Source organism: Nonomuraea sp. NPDC050536, assembly GCF_044457685.1.
Classification (GTDB): domain Bacteria; phylum Actinomycetota; class Actinomycetes; order Streptosporangiales; family Streptosporangiaceae; genus Nonomuraea.
The window spans coordinates 1-16426 of sequence record NZ_JBITHD010000043.1 but is presented as its reverse complement, the minus strand read 5'-3'; the positions used below and the strand labels follow the sequence as shown (position 1 = coordinate 16426).

The window sequence follows — 16426 nt, the reverse complement described above, 5'->3', positions numbered from 1 at the left end:
AGCCACCCTCTGGACCGCAAACGCACCAGCCACCTGGCCCGACTCGAACCAGCCCTGGCCGCATGAGAATGAGTTAACCAGCAGGGTCGTACAGGATAGGAGGACGTCGCGGCTGGCCGTACGGTCGCGGGCGTCGCAGAGGACCAGCAGGTCCTGTGGGTCGAGATCGAGAGCCTTGCGGATCTCCGATCCCTCCAGGGGTGATAGGTGACCCGCGTCCCCGGATCGCCATATCCGCCGGCGCTGAATCTCCAACCTGAACGTACGCCGACGAGACCGACTCGGAGGAACTCGCCACGAGTACTCACATGCTGCTTGACCTGCATGGATGGAAGTTTCGGCAGGCGCAGGGCGCGCCGGCTTGCTGTCGGCTTGCCGTACAGCACTGCGTTCCCACGGCGTGCCAGGCGGCCGGGTGCACTTCGTCACTCACCGCCGCCATTCCTTCCGGTACTCGTGGTGGCTGGCGTAGGGCAGGGCGAGCAGGCGGAGAGTTTCGCATGCCGAGGTTGGGTCGTCGGTCGCCCAGTACATTAGGTCATGGTGACGCTGTGACCTACTGCGCCGGCTCGCAGTCGGGCGGGTCGCGTTGGAATAGCCGGGTCTCTCCGAGCGTGGTTCTGACGACCTGTCGCCCGTTGATGCACAGGTCGCAGGGACCGAGATCGTTGTTCAGCGTGCGTTCGAGCGCAGGAAGTCGACCCGCTCGGCGGTCTCGATCATCTGCAGGGCGAAGGCGCCCGGGGTGAGGCTCGCCGGATCCGTGCCGAGCACGCCAGCCATGGCGGTCACCAAATCCTTGAGTGGGAGCACCCGCCGCGGCCCGAGGGGCAGCGACGGCACCGCACTGCCGTCCGGAAGACTGCCGCCGCGCACGGCTCGGAGGGTCTTGCCGAACGTCCGGCCGTCCGCCGCGAGCTCGACCGCGAGATGCCGGGACTCGGGCGTCTGGCGCAGGACGAGCCGCGCCAGCTCGCCCTCGAAGAGGCAGAGCAGGATATCGCGGGACAGCCGGTCGCATCGGAGCCGCTTGAGTGGGACGTCGGACGTCTCGTCCCCGTACGCGTCCACCAGCAACCCCGGATACCCGGACACGACGTCCGAACGGATCAGCGCCCCTGTGGTCAGCGGGTGGTCGATGGGCAGCGGGGACCGGGCGTCGAGGTCGGCGTCGTCCTGATTCAGCCGGCCGATGCTGTAGGCGCCGTCCACGAGGTGGCGCATCCACGTCCGGTCCACGCCGAGGAAGCGGATCGTCTCGACGGGCAGCAGGCGTTCGTCGGGCACCAGATACCCGAAGGGGACGCCGTTCAGCTGGGCCAGGCCGCGCAGCCAGGCGAGGACGTTCGTCGGCAGCGTTTCCTCGATCTCCCGTATCGCCAGGGGGTAGCCCTCTTGTTCGCGGGCCGCCCGCTTGCGGTTCTGGGCACGGCGGCGGCGCCATTCGTACAGGGCCGTGGCCGTGTCGGTGCTCTGCAGCATGAGTAGGCGCCCGAGCTGCCACGCGGCGGCGTAGCCCACGTCGAACATGCCGGCCGGGGAGTGGAAGCGCAGCAGGGCGTCGGCGGTCCTGACCGGCGGCACCGGCCCCGCGTCCACCGGTCCGGCGGTCAGCGGGCCCCGGTACCATGCGACGCTGCGCCCGCCCTGCCGCAGGTGGTGCCGCGCGGGGACGAAGCCCTGCCGGAGGAACGTGTCGGCGAGCGGCTGAGAGGTGTCCGGGAGCCGGAGCGTGCCGGCGTCCCTGGACAGGTCGCGGACCAGCCTCGGGAAGGTCTGCGCCGCGTCCACGCAGGCGAACCGCCAGCTCGCCAGGCTGACCAGCCGCACCATGGAGTCCGGCCCGCCGGGGCCGAAGTCGAACTCCGGGCCGACGGCGTGTTCGGGCGTGTGGAAGCGCCCTTCGAGCGAGACTAGGTGCACGGTGGTGGACACGCCCGGGGCCGGCAGCCGGTTGCCGGTGACCACGGCCACGTCCGAGCCGTCGCCGCTGCGCACGTGTGCAAGGTACCGGAGATCGTCGTAGCTGGGCAGCAACTCCTTGAGCAGCGCCACTGCGACGTCCATGACGGTGACCCGGTCGGTCGGCGCCTGGTGCCGCTCGAGCGTCGGCCGGGGGATGTAGGCGGGGCCCGCCGCCAGGTCGCCCAGCGTGACGACGCTCTGCTCGAACTTCTCCTCGCTCGAAAGGACCAGCAGCGCCAGCCACGGCGGCGGGTCATCGCTCTTCCCGCCCGGGTCTCGTTCCCACGGCAGCGTCGGTCGGACCAGCGCGACGTGGGGCAGCACGTTGCTGTGATCACCGAGGCTGCCGTCGGGCGGGAACACCTCGCGGATCGCCGGCGGCGCGAGCGCGAACCGCTCGCCGGCGATCGTGAAGGTCCTGGTCGTGCTGTACGACGTGGTGAACGCGACCGGCCGGAGGTCGATGAGCTGATCGACGGTGACCTCGTAGTCGCCGTTGTCCAGCACGGGCCGGCGGTGGTCAGCGAAGGTGACCCTGGGGGGCGTGGGCTCGCCGCGCGCCGTGGTCCCGGGCGCGAGGTGCTCGCCGCCGTCGTCCGTGACGCTAGACATATGCCACCACCTGGGGGATCTCCATGAAGTCGGCCGCGTCGAAGCCGGTCAGATCGACCTCGGCGCCGGGGAGCACCGCCGCGACGACCGCTGCGCGGGCGGCCTGCGATCCGGCGATGTCCCGCGCGATGGCCGCCTCCCGCCGGGCCGCGTCGTCCTGGCTCACCGTGACCGGCGCGGGGGTCTCCAGCCGGATGGCCCCGTGCACCTCGTACAGGGGGGTCGCCCTCTGGAGCGCCGCACGGTCTGCCCACGGCGGGTCGGAGGGTTCCCTCGGCGGCATCGGCCGGATGGTGTAGCCGGTGAGCATGTCCGCGATCAGCCGGGGGTCGCCGGGCTGGGGCTTGAGCGTGCCGCCCCAGAGCGCGTAGGGGAGGTTCTTGAGCACCGGCTCGTAAACGAACGCGTCTTCCGCGGACGCCCCGTCCCGGGTGATTGTGATCCGGTGCGTCGAGGTCATGCCGCCCCTGCCGATGCCTGCCGGGCCGACTCCGGCGGAGGTGTCCGCCGCGCCGACCGGCAGCGCGCTCTGGCGGGTGCGGCACGCGCCAGCCGTGCTCGGCACGGAGCAGTCGGTGACGAGCACCAGGCCCGCGGGATCGACCACCCCGAGGCCGGTGTCGTCTGGAGGGGCCGGCTGCCGGGTGTCGCCGCGCAGCGCGATCGTGACGATCTTGTCCGGTTCGGGCAGCATGGCCGCCTGGAACCGGGACCACTTCACGGGCTGCGGATCACCGGTTCCGGAGGAGGACGTACCGGTGTTGAAGGCGATCGTGAACGAGACGACGGTGAGGTCGACGGCGGCGGTGCCGGCGAAGTCCGGGCCCCACAGGCTCACGTCGGCGCCGGCGTGCGCGGTGACGGTGTGCGTGCCGAAGAGCGAAAAGGTGTACGTGGCCCCCACGCTGACGTGCAGGGTGGCCTGGTAGTGGTACGGCTGCCAGGCGATGAGGAAGTCCATGGAGGCGTCGAACCACGCGTGCAGCGAGTCGTCCTGCCAGGTCGCCTTGAGCGTGCCACCGGCCATGAGGGCGGCGGGCGTGAGCGCGAAGTACGCCGAGCCGCCCAGGCTGAGCTGCGGCGTCACCTGCCAGGAGAACCCCAGCCGGGGCACGGTGGGATAGTACGCGGGCACCGGGACGTGCGGATGGTACCCGCCGACGCTGACCACGAAGTCGCCCGCGCGCCCCTCCCCGGCCCCTTCGCCCCGCGCCTTGAACCAGGTCGAGAAGGCGAACCCGCCGGTGAGATGGCAGTCGCGGGACAGCAGGAACGAGTCGCGGGTGAGCTGGGCGGCGATGGAGAGGTAGCCGTCGTCGGGGACGAAGGCGGCCCGCAGCGCGAGCTGCACCTCCGCGATCGGCGTCACCCCGCCGGCCGCGGCGTCCGGGGCGGGCAGGATCAGTGTGGACAGGCCGAGCACGTCCACCTCGAACCTGTGTCCGAACGTCACCGCGAGCAGGACGAAGGAGTCGATCATCTGGAACGAGGTGAAGTGGACCCCCACCGTGAGGAAGTAGTCGCCGACCGACGGGGGCAGGTAGGCGGCCAGCTTGGCCAGCTCGTCGGCGAGGCTCGCACCGGCCGGCCGCCCGCCGACCGCCTCGGCGACGAGCGGGAACGCCGGGATGTCGTCGATCGCGGGCGGAACCAGCCGCCGGTTGTAGCCGAACCCGGCGGCCAGCCCGCGTACGAAGAAGACCGGCGGTCCGCCGATCGGGTAGTCGAGGTAGGCGTAGACGAACAGCGACGGGCCCTCGGGGAGCTGGGTGTAGGAGCCGAGGGCGGCCAGGCCGAGCTCCCCGGACTTGATCTGCGCGCTCCCGCTGTAGGCGGGATAGGTCTTGTCCTTGTAGACGATCTCTCCGTTGAGGAACGCGCCGCCGATCTGGACCGGGCCCGAGGTGTAGGACAACCCCAGCCCGGCCAGGCCGAAGGAGGGCAGGGCGGCCAGGTCGGCCACCGACAACTCGATGGCGAGCCCGTTCAGCGACAGCGTGAGCCCGGCGACGCTGATCGAGCCGTCGATCAGGAACGCTATCCGCGGGCTCCGCTCCTTCGGCGTGCGGTACGCCAGCCCGATCCGGGCGATTTGCACCGGCCCGAAGGTGCGCTGGATCTTCACCCATTTCACGTCGTCGGCGGTTTGCGCCTGCGTCGGCGTGGGCCCGGGCGTGGGCTGCTGCTGCCTCGGCCCCTGGGTGCCGCGCCGGACCGGCAGCGCCAGCGGCTGGGTGAGCCCGCCGAGCTGCAGTGTCGCGTCAACGGCGAAGCCGGCCGCGACGTCGCGCTGCGCTAGTTTGGTGATCTTGTCCGGCAGCAGCGCGTTCAGCTCGGTCACCTCGGCGGTGTTGACCGCCGCGGAGGCCGCCAGGATCCGCAGCGGATTCACGCCCATGACCAGGTTGCCGGTGAGGTGATCGCCGACGAGGGGCAGCTTGGCGAAGTCGATGGTTGCCCCGATGTCCACCCCGAACAGGTACGCCCGCCCGGTCGCGGGCTGGTCCAGGGCGAAGACGACGTCGCGGACGTTCACCGCGATGCCCTCGGGGATGTACGTGGCGGCCGACGGGGAGAACACCGCCACGAGGCTTTTCACGTCCGGTGTCGGATCGGCGCCGGAATGGGAGTAGGACGCGGCGAAACGCCTGCCGGTGACGTCCTTGGCGAAGTGCGCGTCGAAGTACAGGTTGAACGTCCCGCCGCCGACCGGGACGGGGACGGTGAGCGAGCCGTCGAACGTGACCGCGCGCTCGCCTCCCCCGGCCGGCGGGGCGGGCACCCCGACGGCGACCACGAGCCGTACTGGGACCTCGGCGAGGCTCACCTCGCCGCTGCAGGTGAAGGTGAACGCCCCGGTCGAGGTCTCGTAGGAGACGTCCAGGTCGGTCAGCGCGAGGCTGGTGAGGGCCTCGGGCAGCTTGCGCACCCCGAAGGCGTCGCCCAGCTTCTTGACGAGGTCGCCGATGTCGAGCCGGGAGCCCGGCGTGGTGCTGCCCGAGAAGGTCCAGCCGCCCGCGGTGCTGTCGTAGTCGGCGAAGAGCAGCAGGTGCAGCGACGGGCCCAGGTCGATCACCCCATGCACGGCGCCCGTGAGCCCCCGATCGTAGTCGGCGACGACGCCGACCTCGGCGATGTCGAGGGGACCCGCCGACCAGACGTGGTCCACGGTGAGCCGGGCCAGGTACGAGCCGGCGGTCAGGCGCCCGTCGAACTCGGCCGCCGTGACGGTCAGGGCGGCGGGCACGTTGGCGGTGGGCAGCCCGTACGAGGCGAGCACGTCCGTCAGCGGCACCGGCTGTCCTGCGTGCAGGGTGCCGCGCACCTCGACGTCGGGCAGGCGCAATAGCACGTCGAACTCGAGCGCGCCGAGCTTGAGCCGGCTGGTGATCTGGAGGTAGTCGAGCGCCGGGGTCCGCCAGTCGAAGCCGACCTCGACCGCCTGGATGGCGAGGTCGAAGTCCGAGATGTTCAGCCCCGCTGATCCGAAGGCGGAGGTGGCGTCCGTCGCCCCCTTGGTCCCGGCGATCCACGCCGCCAGGGCGGCCAGCCCGGGGAAGGAGCCGGTTCCCGTCGGTTTCAGGTACGCGTACCAGTGGGTCGCGGGCCGCATGCCGATGCCGATCTCCATCGGGACGCTGCCCACGTCGACCCGGACGGCGAGGACCACCGAGAACGACGATGTGGAGACGGCGGCCCGCAGCTCGACCCCGTCGAGTTCGGGAACCGCGGGGATGATCGTCCACTTGACGGCGGGGAGCGGCGCGGTGAAGGTGAGGAAGGCCTCGAAGGCGGTGCCAGGGTAGAACGTGATGCCGAACCCGGCCTGGGGGATCACGGTCGCGGCGGCGAGGGGATCCAGGCCACGCGGGACCGGGAACGGCGAGGTCCGGCCGGGCTTGCCGAGCAGCAGCAGGTCGAGCGGGGCGACCCCCGGCACGTCCGCGGTGAGGGCGACCTCCCAGGCGCCGGGATAGGGGGCTTGACTGGAGGTGAGGGTGACCGGCGCCGTGACGGAGGCGGTCAGCGGCAGCCTGCCGTGCGCGGTGGCGGCCACGGGCGGCCGTCCGTCCTGGGTCAGGGTGATGGTGACGTGGTCGACGGCGATCGTGACCCCGGTGAGCCCCTGGACCGGCCACGTGTCGCCCGACGGCCCGCTGATCGTCAGGACGGAGCCGACCAGGGCGGCGCCTCCGCCGGTGAGGCCGATCCGGGCGTTGGGCGCCGCCGCCAGGAAGGCGCGCAGCTCCGCGGGCAGCCGGGCGTCGTCGCCCGCGAGGGTGAGGGGCAGCCCCAGCCCGGTGAGGTAGGTTTCCAGTCCTTGCAGGTCCATAGCTTCCTCAACACCTGTACGCGACGGATCAGCACGAGAATTGCGCGGCGACCGGCGGACCCACGTTGGGTACGTGCTCGACGGTGAAGGGACCCAGGAGCGGGTTTCCCCCTCCGGCCACGGTCATCGACTGGGCCTGGTCGATCGTCAGGCGGACGTTGCCGCGCACGTGGGCGGGAGCGCGGTTGTTCTGCGCGTTGTCGCCGCAGACCACCGACTTGTTGCCGGGGACGCCAAGCTGCCCCGCGAGGCCGGGTCCGCTTCCCGGCACGTGGGTGAGCGGCGCGGGAACCCGGCAGTTGGTCAGGTAGAAGCGCCCGACTCCGGCGCTGTTGTGCAGCCGGGTGATCACGTCCTGGTCCGGGTGGTCGTAGGTCGGCTGGTTGAACGGCGGCTGCTCGTCCCCGGCGGCGCCGCACGAGATGAACGCCACGTGGGGGTTGGTGGCGGCGAGGAACGCCGCGCTGGTCGACATGCTGGAGCCGTGCCGGCCGCACTTGATCGTCGCGATCCGGCGCGGGATGGGGAAGGTCCCGCCGGCGGGGTTCGGCAGCCCGTTGCGGTTCAGGGACGCGGCGACCTCCTCCGAGCCGTAGTAGGGCAGGTCACCGCCCGTGTAGTGGAAGAAGTCGTTGAACCTGACGACGAGGCCGATGGAGTCCTTGTGGGTCAGCAGGCCGCCGCGGGTCATCGGGCGGGGCGGGTTCGGGCCGTCCCACACCTGCGACTGCGCGCAGATGACGAAGATCATGGGGGCGCCGGGCGGGGCGAGAACGGGGTCGGGCCCGGAGTTCCACAGGATCTCGGCGCCCAGCGCGGCCTGGGTGCGCACGCGCGGGGCGGCGGGGGTGACGCCGTAGGTGTCGCCGATGGCGCCGCGGCCGGCGAGCGCGAGCCGGTGGTCGGCGGGGATGCCGTCGGCGTCGGAGATGAACGCCGAGGGGCCGATGTCGATGACGTGTGTGCCGGCGTACGTGCCCCCCGTGTCGAAGGCCAGCGTGACCGGCCCGCGCTGGTGGAACCTGTTCAGGATCTGGTTGCGCACCTGGGGCTGGGCCGTGGGGAGCAACGCCGCCAGGGTCGCGTCGGGCGTGGTGGGTGTCACGCCGAGCGTGTTCAGCACGCGCTGGGCGAAGACGCCCGCGTACGCCGCCATGAACTGCGCGGTCTTCCCCGGACCGATGAGGCTCGGGTGGAGCGGCGGCACGAGCGGGACGTTGGCCTGGCGATCCCTGACCTGCTTCACCCCAAACGCCGCCGTCTTGGCGTCGTTCAGACCGGGGGCGACGCCCCGTGCCGCCGCGATCTCGGCGACCAGGTACCCGGACAAGTCCTGGGCGCCGGGCCGGGCGTACGCGCCGAGGCAGGCCCCGTATGCCGCCGCGGCAGCTCCGGCGATCTGCTGCTCGCGCGGCCGGGCACCGGCCGCCCGCAGGGCCAGGAGGGCCAGCGTGTCCGCGACGGCGTACAGGTTGTCGGCGGCGAGCAGGGACGCGACCCCGCCCACGTGGTCGGCGTCATAGCCGCTCACCAGGACGTGGTCGAGCCGGGCGATGTTGCGCCGGGCGAACTGGGCGGCGACGTAGTCGTGCACCGTCCTGCCGTAAGTGTCCAGCCCGCCGTCGATGAGCAACGTCCGGGACCGCATGCTGTTGGGTTCCTGGGCGATGACGAGCGCGCTCTCGCCCTCGCCCACGTCGATGGTGTGGATCTCCAGTTCCCACGGCATGGCGCCGGCCTCCTTAGCGGGGAAAGGCGAGCCGCCAGCCGCCTTGGGTGACGCGCTCGTTCCTGGTAGCCCAGGTCAGGACGTAGCGGCGGTCGTTGTCGTACATGAACGTCCCGGCGAACGCGTACTCCTGGTGCGCGAGGTTGTAGAGGTCGACCTCCAGCGTCCCGAGCGCCAGCCGCCGCAGGATCCCCAGCTCGCCCGCGCCGATCGTCACGCCTCCGATGGTCAGGGAGGTGAACGAGGCCGCTCCCGCGTACAGGTTCACCGGGTCGTCCGCGGTGAGCAGGCCGGTCTTCAGGTAGAAGCCCTCGGGGCGCGCCTCGATCCGGTGCCAGAACTTGTTGGAGTGGTGGAACCTGATGCTGGGGTAGACCGGCGTGGCGGAGTCCGGCTGGAATAGTTCGAGGAACAGCAGCCTGCCGTCGGCCCCGGGAGCCGGCTCCCGGCGCAGCTGAAGGTGCCCTTCCGGCGCGTCGGCCGCCAGCCCGGTCCCGGCGGCGCCGCCGAGCCTGAGTGAGGTGAACGAGGCCGCTCCCGCGTACAGGTTCACCGGGTCGTCCGAGCTGAGCAGGCCGGTCTTCAGGTAGAAGCCCTCAGGGCGCGCCTCGACCCGGTGCCAGAACTTGTTGGAGTGGTGGAACCTGATGCTGGGGAAGACCTCCCCGTCGTGGTCGGCCTGGAACAGTTCGAGGTAGAGCACCTTGCCGCCGCCGTCGGCGTCTGACTCCCTGCGCAGTTGCAGATGGCCGCCGCTCGCGCTGACCGTCAGCGGCGCGGACGGCTCCGCGATGCCAATGCCCACGCTGGTCGCCGTGAACAGCAGCGGTGTGCGCTCCGCCATGATCGAGATGGCGCCGTCCCGGTAGCCGGGGATGTTCTGGTAGGCCACGGCGACGGGCGCGTGGCCGGGCGTTGGCAGGGCGTAGATGTCCCCGAGCCGCAGCTCCAGCGACCCGCCGGGCGGCAGCGTGGTGTCGGTGCGCGGGGTGAGCGTCCATCGGGGGCTCTGGCCCAGGTCCTCGCGTACGACGGTCCACTCCGCGGCCGTCTCGGTGGCCGTCACGGTCAAGGTGGCGTCCCCCGCCCTGCCCGCCTCCGTCAGCGCCCAGTCGCGGTCCTCCCCCGCCTGCCGTACCTCGAAGGAGATCACTATGGCGGACCTCGACTCGGGGGCGGCCGTGGCGCCGACCAGGGCGAGGCCGGCGTCCCGGGAGAGGTTGGCGACCCGGATGCGCAGCGCGCTCGGGGTGGCGCCGTCGCTCAGCACCCGGTCGCCGCCGGTGAACCCCGCGGCCAGCGGCGCGTCCGGGCGTCCCCGGTGGTTGACGACGTCGAGGAAGCGCACCCTGCCGCCGGTCAGCTCGTCGGGCTCGCCGGCGTAGCCGAGCCGTTGGTAGTCGAGCTGTACCCGGGTGCCGCGGGTGCCCGCGGAGCCGTCGGCCTTCATGCCCTCCAGGACCACCTCGCGGGACTCGCCCGGGTGGATCAGTGTGGGGCCGGCGGCCAGGAGGTAGACGGCGGTGGCGTCGGCGCTGGTCAGGATGGACCAGCCGGCGGTCGCCAGCCGGGGCGGGGCGGAGGTGGCCAGGGTGCCCGGGCGCAGTCGCAGCACCAGGTGGTGGGCGTCGGGCGTTGCCTTGTCCGTGTCCGGCACCGGCCTGAATTCCAGATCCTGCCGGGAGGTGTTGACCAGGCGCAGGGTCAGCGCCTGGCCCGCGGGGGCGTCGTCGATGTACAGCACGGCCTGCTGGTCGGCGTTGACCAGCTCGAACTCGAGGGGATGGGTGCGGACGAACGCGGCCAGCGCCGCCTCGTCGGCGGCCATGTCCCGCTGGATCTCCAGCGGCCCGATCGCCCCGTCGTAGACCCGCACGTGTGCGATCAGGCCCTTGAGATAGCTTTTCCGCTCTGCGGGGTCACGGCCCGCCACGAACGCCGTCCCGGCGGCCGGCCGGTCGCCGGGCGCCTTCATCTCGGCGACCTGGATTCCGTCGACGTAGGTGCGCGCGGTGGTCCCGTCGTCGGTGACGGCCACGTGGTGCCAGGTGTCCCATTTCAGGCTCCCCGGCGGGCTCAGGTACGCTGCGTCGCCTTCGGTGGTGGCCAGCGAGTGGCGCAGGCGGCCCTCGGCGTCGGCCGACACCGCCAAGCCCTTCGCCTCCCCCACGATGCCAGCAGCTGCCGCCTCCTCGATCGGGGAGAGGTTGACCCACGCCGCGACGGTGTAGGCGCGCAGGCGCAGCGCGGGCGTGTCGTCGGCGGTGAGGGCGTCCCGGGCGCCGTCGAAGGCCAGGCAGCTGCCGAACTTCGGGTCCGGCCGGATGGCCGGGTCGCCTTCCACGGTCCCGTTGATGTGGCCGTCGCCGGAGTCGATCGCGCGGCTCTCGGGGGTGAGGTCGTCGAGATGCCAGTGCAGCACCAGGCCCGCGCTCACGCCGCGCCCTCCGTGGAGGCGTGGCTGAGCCGGCTGTCGCGCCACGCCGGCGCGTCCCCGTCCGTGGCGAGCTGCGCCTCGGCCTGCCGGTGGATGGCGTTGACCAGCTCGTACACCCGGGCGTACGGCATGGCGCCGAGGGCTTCGAGTATCAGGTTCGTCTCGGGCAGGGACAGGTTCAGGGTGATCTGCGGCATCAGGCGTTTCCTTGCTCGGAGAGGGACGGCGGCAGCGGCCGGAGCACGAGATGGCCTTCGCGTACGGTGAGGTCGTCGGGGAACGGCCCGGTCGGTTGTGGAACGCCGATGCCGGGTCGGTCGAGCAGCGTGACGAGCCGCTGCCGGAGGGGGGCGAGCCGCTCGGGCAGCGGCGGGCGCCGGTCGGCGGGGGTGATGAGCGCTGTCCGGTCGTCCAGCGCGGTCAGCCAGCCCGCGGTGATCAGCGCCGTCCAGGTCTCGTCGCCGAATTCGGCGAGTTCGGCGTCGCGCCGCACGGTCGGGGGGCGGGAGACCTCCTGCCATCCGGTCCTGTCACGTTCCCGCCAGGTCCAGAAGGAGCCGGGCTCGGCCGGCAGCGGGACGGCGACGCCGCCGCCGTCGGTCAGCACGGGCCCGGCGAAGAAACCGACCTCCAGGCGTTCGACGGCGTCCTGATAGTGCTCGGCGGAGATGCGTACCGACTCGGTGGGCAGGATGCCGCTGGTGGCGTGGATCGCGCCGCGCGGGTCGACGAGCAGGGTGAGGTAGCGGGGCGGCAGGTCGATCGCGGCCGGCACCTCGCCGCGCGGGTCGCCCTCGGCGAGATCATGCACGAGGTGGAGGTCAGGCCCGAGCGCGCCGCCCGGCTCCTCCAGCCAGAAGCCGAGCACGCCGTCCTCCAGCCGCCCGTGCTCGCCGATCTTGACCGGGAAGCGCACCAGGGGGAAGCCGTTGGTCTCCCGGTCGGCGCGCCTCATGTCCTGCCGGAAGACGTTCCAGTCCTGGTGCACGGCGGGCGGCTCCATCAGCTCCAGCCCCACCTCGGCCCGTACGACGGCGATGGGGCGGCCCATGAGGACGGCACGGCCGCGATGCTGGGCATAGTCCGCCGGCTCGACGGCTTGGAGCGCCTCGTCGAGCGAGGGCAGGAGCCTGCCGACCCCGTCCGCGCCGGAGTCGCGCAGGCGGCCGATGACCGCGCGCAGGTGGGGGTCGCCGATCGACGCGTCGCTCGTCACCGGCCCTCCCGGCGCCGGCCGCCACAGTGCGTGGTCCGGCCGCGCGGGGTCCGGCAGCGCGTAGAGGGAGCCCAGCCACGTACCTTGCCGCGCGAAGACCCGCAGGCTGTCGTCGAGGTTGTCCGGGACCAGCAGCCCGCAGACGGGCGAGCAGCCGGGCAGTCCGGTCAGTGACTGGGTGTCGTGATCGGCGTCCAGCAGGCGCAGCGTGATCCGGGCCGCCTGAGCGAGCCGGGGAGGCATCGCCACCCAGCCGGGATGGCCCTCGACGCGCAGCCGGGCCGTCGTCTGGAGGCGGGTCACATCGACGTCGGAAGTGGTGCCGAAATTGTCGACGACGCGCAGCCGCCGAAGCCGCAGCGCGCCCGCCCGGATCGGGTTGAAGTCGCTGAGCGGCTGCGGGGCGTGCCGGTTCTCGCCGCCCACCCGGGATGCCACCCGCGCGGTGAACTCCTGCGCCGCCGGGAAGCCCAGCGGCTCGGCGACGGGCAACTGGCGGGCGAGTCTGAGCATCAGGAGCGCGTCGTTGAACCCGCCCAGGCTCTGCGCGAGGTTGTCGGCCTCGTGGGAGGCCAGATGCCGGTAGACGGCCACCAGCGTGGACAGGCGCAGGTCGTCCTCCTTGTCGCGGTACCAGTCCAGCACGGCGTCGGGGTGGGACATGAAGTCCTGCGGCGGGACGGCCGGCAAGCCCGCGGCGGTCCGGGCCGCGTTGTAGCGGATGAGCAGGCCGCCGGCCAGGTAGCGCAGGATCCGCGCGGACAGCACCGGTCGCGTGGCGGGCGACAGGATGGTGATGCCGGAGTAGACGTTGGCCGCTTTGTCAGGTATGCCGGATCCGGGCCGCAGCCGCGGGTCTGTCCCGTCGGCGCTCAGGACGTAGTTACGGGTGAAGAAGTCCGAGGCGTAGTCCCGGTGGTGGCCGTGCAGGTTGTTCCCCGCGTTGACGGGGAAGAATTCGACCTCCCACTGCATCAACACCGGGTGCCAGGGCGCTCGATTCCAGACCCGGGTCGCGGGGTTCGGTTCGGGCAGCGCGGCGACCACGCCCGCGATCCGCTCCCTGAGCGAGGTCACCGGGCCGGCGCCGCCGAGGTCGCCTTCCGGCTCGTCGATCACCTGGCAGGCCAGGAGCCCGTCGGGGGTGCCCGCGCCGTCCTGACCGTGACGGTCCGACGGCGTGGCGGCCGATCCGGTGAGCAGCACCACGGGATCGTTCGGCCGGTAGTACCGCGGCGCCGGAACCTGGCTCAGGACCAGCGCGGGCAGATCCGCCGCCGCGGCGTTGGCCTTCCGCACCACCCGCTCCACGGCGTCACGGGCCCGGGCCAGCCGGTGGGCGAGGGTGTCGCCGGCTCCCTCCGGGGGATAGCGGCCCGCCCCGAGCTCGATCTCGTCCAGTCGCGCCATGCTCCGTTCGAGGTAGAAGGCGACCTCGTCGATGTCCGGATAGGCGTCGCGGTCGGTGTCGGGCCGGTAGGCGCAGAGCATGTACTTGTACCAGTCGGCGAACAGCCTGCGCCGTAACCCGGTCACCGTCGACCGGGCCCGGTCGTATGCGGCCTGGGCCGCGTTGAGCTCGCTCAGCAGGCCGTCGAGCTCGGCGAGCGGGAGGAGCCGCGCCCGGCTCGGCTTCGGCCGTCCCGAGACGCTGGTGCCCGGGTCGGTGGACTCGTCGAGCCGTCGAACGTTCCACAGCGGCGGCGCCGGGATGGGCGAGAACGTCGCCGTGTGCCGGGCCGTGGTGAGCCCGATCGACAGATCGACCGGCTTGTTCTCCAGCTCGTCGGCGAACGTCAGCGCCTCCAGCAGGCTTTCCAGGTCGTCGGGGGTGACGTCGGGAAGGATGGCGCCCAGGTGCGCGGCAAGGGCCTCGGTCGGAGTGTTGCCGATGCAGACGCCCGCGTCGGTGGCGAGGCCGGGGTTCCGCGTCGCCGGTCCGGGCTCGAACACGATTCGCCCGAAGCAGACCATGCGGCCGGGCCGCGCGGTGTCCGGCGGCGCCGCCCAGCTGAGCCGCTCCGACATGGCCTTCCGCCATGGCTCGGCCTCGGTGGCCAGCGTCCGGGCCAGCTCGTCCTGGGCCGGGTCGTCGTACCAGCCCATGACGTCGTAGGAGAGCCCGGGGGGAGGATCGCCGGTGTAATCGGGGTCGTAGAAGCCGAAGACGCTGTGGCAACTCGGGTAGTACGCGGCGAAGGCGGGGTCGCCGTACCCGATCGCGGTGAGCTCCCGCAGGCGGTCCTGCGGGGCCTCGGAGCGTACCCACCGGCCGATGGGCACGCTTCGGCCCAGGTACCGGTACGGTCGGCCCGGCCGGTCGGCCGTGTCGTCCCCGACGACGGGGTACGCGACGCCAGCCAGGTTGTCATCCGACAGGGCGTCGCTCTCCACGACCCACTGCCCCTCGATGACCCCCTCCCTGGCACGGGTCACCAGCCAGCGGTCGGGGACGAGGGGCACCCGTGTCCTGGCCTCGGTCTGCGCCATCCGGGTGAGCGCGTCGGGCAGTGCCCAGTGCAGATGGATCCCGGCTTTGAGCCGCAGGCTCGGCGCCTCGAACGGGGCGGGGCTCAGGATCTCCCCGAGATAGGGTAGGTCGGCCCCGATGTCGCGGCCGGTGACCGGGTCCACGTACGGCAGTCGGGTGAAGTCAGCCGAAGGGCCCGCGACGTTGCGGTCGGAGCCGAGGCATAGGGCGTCGACGTGCACCGGAACACTGAGCACGCTCACGGGCGGCATCCTCATCGCACGACGGAATCAACGATGTCACGGTGATCGAACCACAGCTCCGCAGGCGCGAGAAGAGCGATGTCACGTGAGGCCAATTGAATCTTGAAAAGAGATTGTCCGAATTCAGGCTCCCGTCAACCGGCGCTGGACCGCGGCCATGTCCCAGAACGCCTTCTGAGCCAGCCCGTCAGAATGCCAGAAGTGGCCAAGCTGCTGATCTGAAAGGGAGTTGAGGCCTCATCCCAACCCGAGGTCGCACCGGCGACGCTGGCGACGATCTCTGCTCATCGGTGAAGAGTGCCTCGCCGGCAGCCACTGCGGTGGACGCTGGGTGGGTGGCCACGAGTTTGGCGATCTCGGCGTCAGCGGCGTCGTACGCCTGGCTTTCGGCAGTGGTAGGGCGCGCTGGCCTCAAACCCGGAACCTGCGGATTAAATGGCTCCACGTTCGCCACCCTACGAATCGCCGTGCCCGACGCGTCCAACGGGCGAGGTTATCCCGGGTGGCCAGGGTGTCGGGATGGTCGGTGCCCAGGATGCGTTCCTCGATGGAGAGGAGGACGGCGAAGACATCACGAGCCGCGGCCGCGTCACCTGCCGCTCCCGTCCACTGGGCGAGGTTGTGGCGTGCGGTCAGAGTATCGGGGTGGTAGGCGCCAAGCACTCGTGCCATGTCCGGCAGGAGCGCGGCGAGGGCGTCGCGGGCGCCGGCCGTATCGCCGGCCCACCCCATCCAGTGGGCCAGGTAGGCACGGGTGGTCAGGGTGTCGGGGTGGTCGGTGCCCAGCGTGCATTTCTCGATGGACAGGAGAACGGCGAAGACATCACGAGCCGCGGCCGCGTCTCCGGTCTCCTCCGTCCAGTGGGCCAGATTGGCGCGGGTGGTCAGGGTTTGAGGGTGGTGGGCGCCCAGCACTCGCGCCATGTCCGGCAGGAGCGCGGCGAGGGCGTCGCGGGCTCGGGCTGCATCTCCTACCGCCCCGTTCCAGTGGGCCAGGTTGGCGCGGGTGGTCAGGGTTTGAGGGTGGTGGGCGCCCAGCACTCGCGCCATGTCCGGCAGGAGCGCGGTGAAGGCGTCGCGGGCGGCGGACGTGCTGCCTGCTTCGCCTGTCCAGCGGGCGAGGTTGTGGCGGGTGGTCAGCGTATTGGGGTGATCGGCGCCCAGCATCTGTTCCCGAATCGGGAGCAGCGCGGCAAGGGCATCGCGGGCGGCGGACGCACCGCCCGCTTCGCCTGTCCAACGGGCGAGGTTGTCGCGGGTGGTCAGCGTATTGGGGTGATCGGCGCCCAGGATGGTTATGCGATGGCTAGTGCCGCATCAGGCAATGTTTGCCTCGTTGTGATGTGACGCGCCGTCCGGCGGATGCTCTGGACGGCGCGTGTGCGCCAAGCTGTGCGGATG

At 71.7% G+C, this 16426-nt stretch carries 8 protein-coding genes and 1 pseudogene; all 9 read right to left on the bottom strand.

What is annotated here, in order from left to right; all coding sequences use genetic code 11:
• Positions 1-429 precede the first annotated feature (429 nt).
• A complete protein-coding gene (locus tag ACIBHX_RS51985) occupies positions 430-534 on the bottom strand; it encodes a DUF6221 family protein (RefSeq protein WP_397076434.1) in 105 nt (34 codons plus the stop codon).
• A 138-nt stretch (positions 535-672) separates the two neighbouring features.
• Positions 673-2577, bottom strand: a complete 1905-nt coding sequence (locus ACIBHX_RS51980) for a hypothetical protein (protein ID WP_397076433.1) — start codon at positions 2575-2577, stop codon at positions 673-675.
• Positions 2570-6910 carry a DUF6603 domain-containing protein gene (locus tag ACIBHX_RS51975; RefSeq protein ID WP_397076431.1) on the bottom strand — a complete coding sequence of 1447 codons (4341 nt, stop codon included), beginning with the start codon at positions 6908-6910 and terminating at the stop codon, positions 2570-2572. Before ACIBHX_RS51975 ends, ACIBHX_RS51980 begins: the two co-directional genes overlap by 8 nt.
• A 28-nt stretch (positions 6911-6938) precedes the next feature.
• Positions 6939-8639, bottom strand: a complete 1701-nt coding sequence (locus tag ACIBHX_RS51970; RefSeq protein WP_397076429.1) for an MBL fold metallo-hydrolase — start codon at positions 8637-8639, stop codon at positions 6939-6941.
• A 13-nt stretch (positions 8640-8652) separates the two neighbouring features.
• A complete protein-coding gene (locus ACIBHX_RS51965; protein WP_397076427.1) occupies positions 8653-11076 on the bottom strand; it encodes a LamG-like jellyroll fold domain-containing protein in 2424 nt (807 codons plus the stop codon).
• Positions 11073-11273, bottom strand: a complete 201-nt coding sequence (locus tag ACIBHX_RS51960; protein WP_397076425.1) for a hypothetical protein — start codon at positions 11271-11273, stop codon at positions 11073-11075. Before ACIBHX_RS51960 ends, ACIBHX_RS51965 begins: the two co-directional genes overlap by 4 nt.
• The gene (locus ACIBHX_RS51955; RefSeq protein WP_397076423.1) at positions 11273-15025 is read right to left on the bottom strand and encodes a hypothetical protein; all 3753 of its coding nucleotides are present in this window, start codon (positions 15023-15025) and stop codon (positions 11273-11275) included. The genes ACIBHX_RS51960 and ACIBHX_RS51955 overlap by 1 nt, the downstream gene beginning before the upstream one ends.
• 411 nt (positions 15026-15436) lie before the next feature.
• A complete protein-coding gene (locus tag ACIBHX_RS51950; protein WP_397076421.1) occupies positions 15437-16192 on the bottom strand; it encodes a tetratricopeptide repeat protein in 756 nt (251 codons plus the stop codon).
• A 36-nt stretch (positions 16193-16228) separates the two neighbouring features.
• Positions 16229-16291, bottom strand: a pseudogene (locus ACIBHX_RS51945) (hypothetical protein); the annotation flags it as partial.
• Positions 16292-16426 lie beyond the last annotated feature (135 nt).

What these genes read in the sequence shown, in the direction of transcription:
- ACIBHX_RS51985 (WP_397076434.1), bottom strand. Translation starts at nt 534, where the DNA reads ATGTACTGGGCGACCGACGACCCAACCTCGGCATGCGAAACTCTCCGC.
- ACIBHX_RS51980 (WP_397076433.1), bottom strand. Translation starts at nt 2,577, where the DNA reads ATGTCTAGCGTCACGGACGACGGCGGCGAGCACCTCGCGCCCGGGACC.
- ACIBHX_RS51975 (WP_397076431.1), bottom strand. Translation starts at nt 6,910, where the DNA reads ATGGACCTGCAAGGACTGGAAACCTACCTCACCGGGCTGGGGCTGCCC.
- ACIBHX_RS51970 (WP_397076429.1), bottom strand. Translation starts at nt 8,639, where the DNA reads ATGCCGTGGGAACTGGAGATCCACACCATCGACGTGGGCGAGGGCGAG.
- ACIBHX_RS51960 (WP_397076425.1), bottom strand. Translation starts at nt 11,273, where the DNA reads ATGCCGCAGATCACCCTGAACCTGTCCCTGCCCGAGACGAACCTGATA.
- ACIBHX_RS51950 (WP_397076421.1), bottom strand. Translation starts at nt 16,192, where the DNA reads ATGCTGGGCGCCGATCACCCCAATACGCTGACCACCCGCCACAACCTC.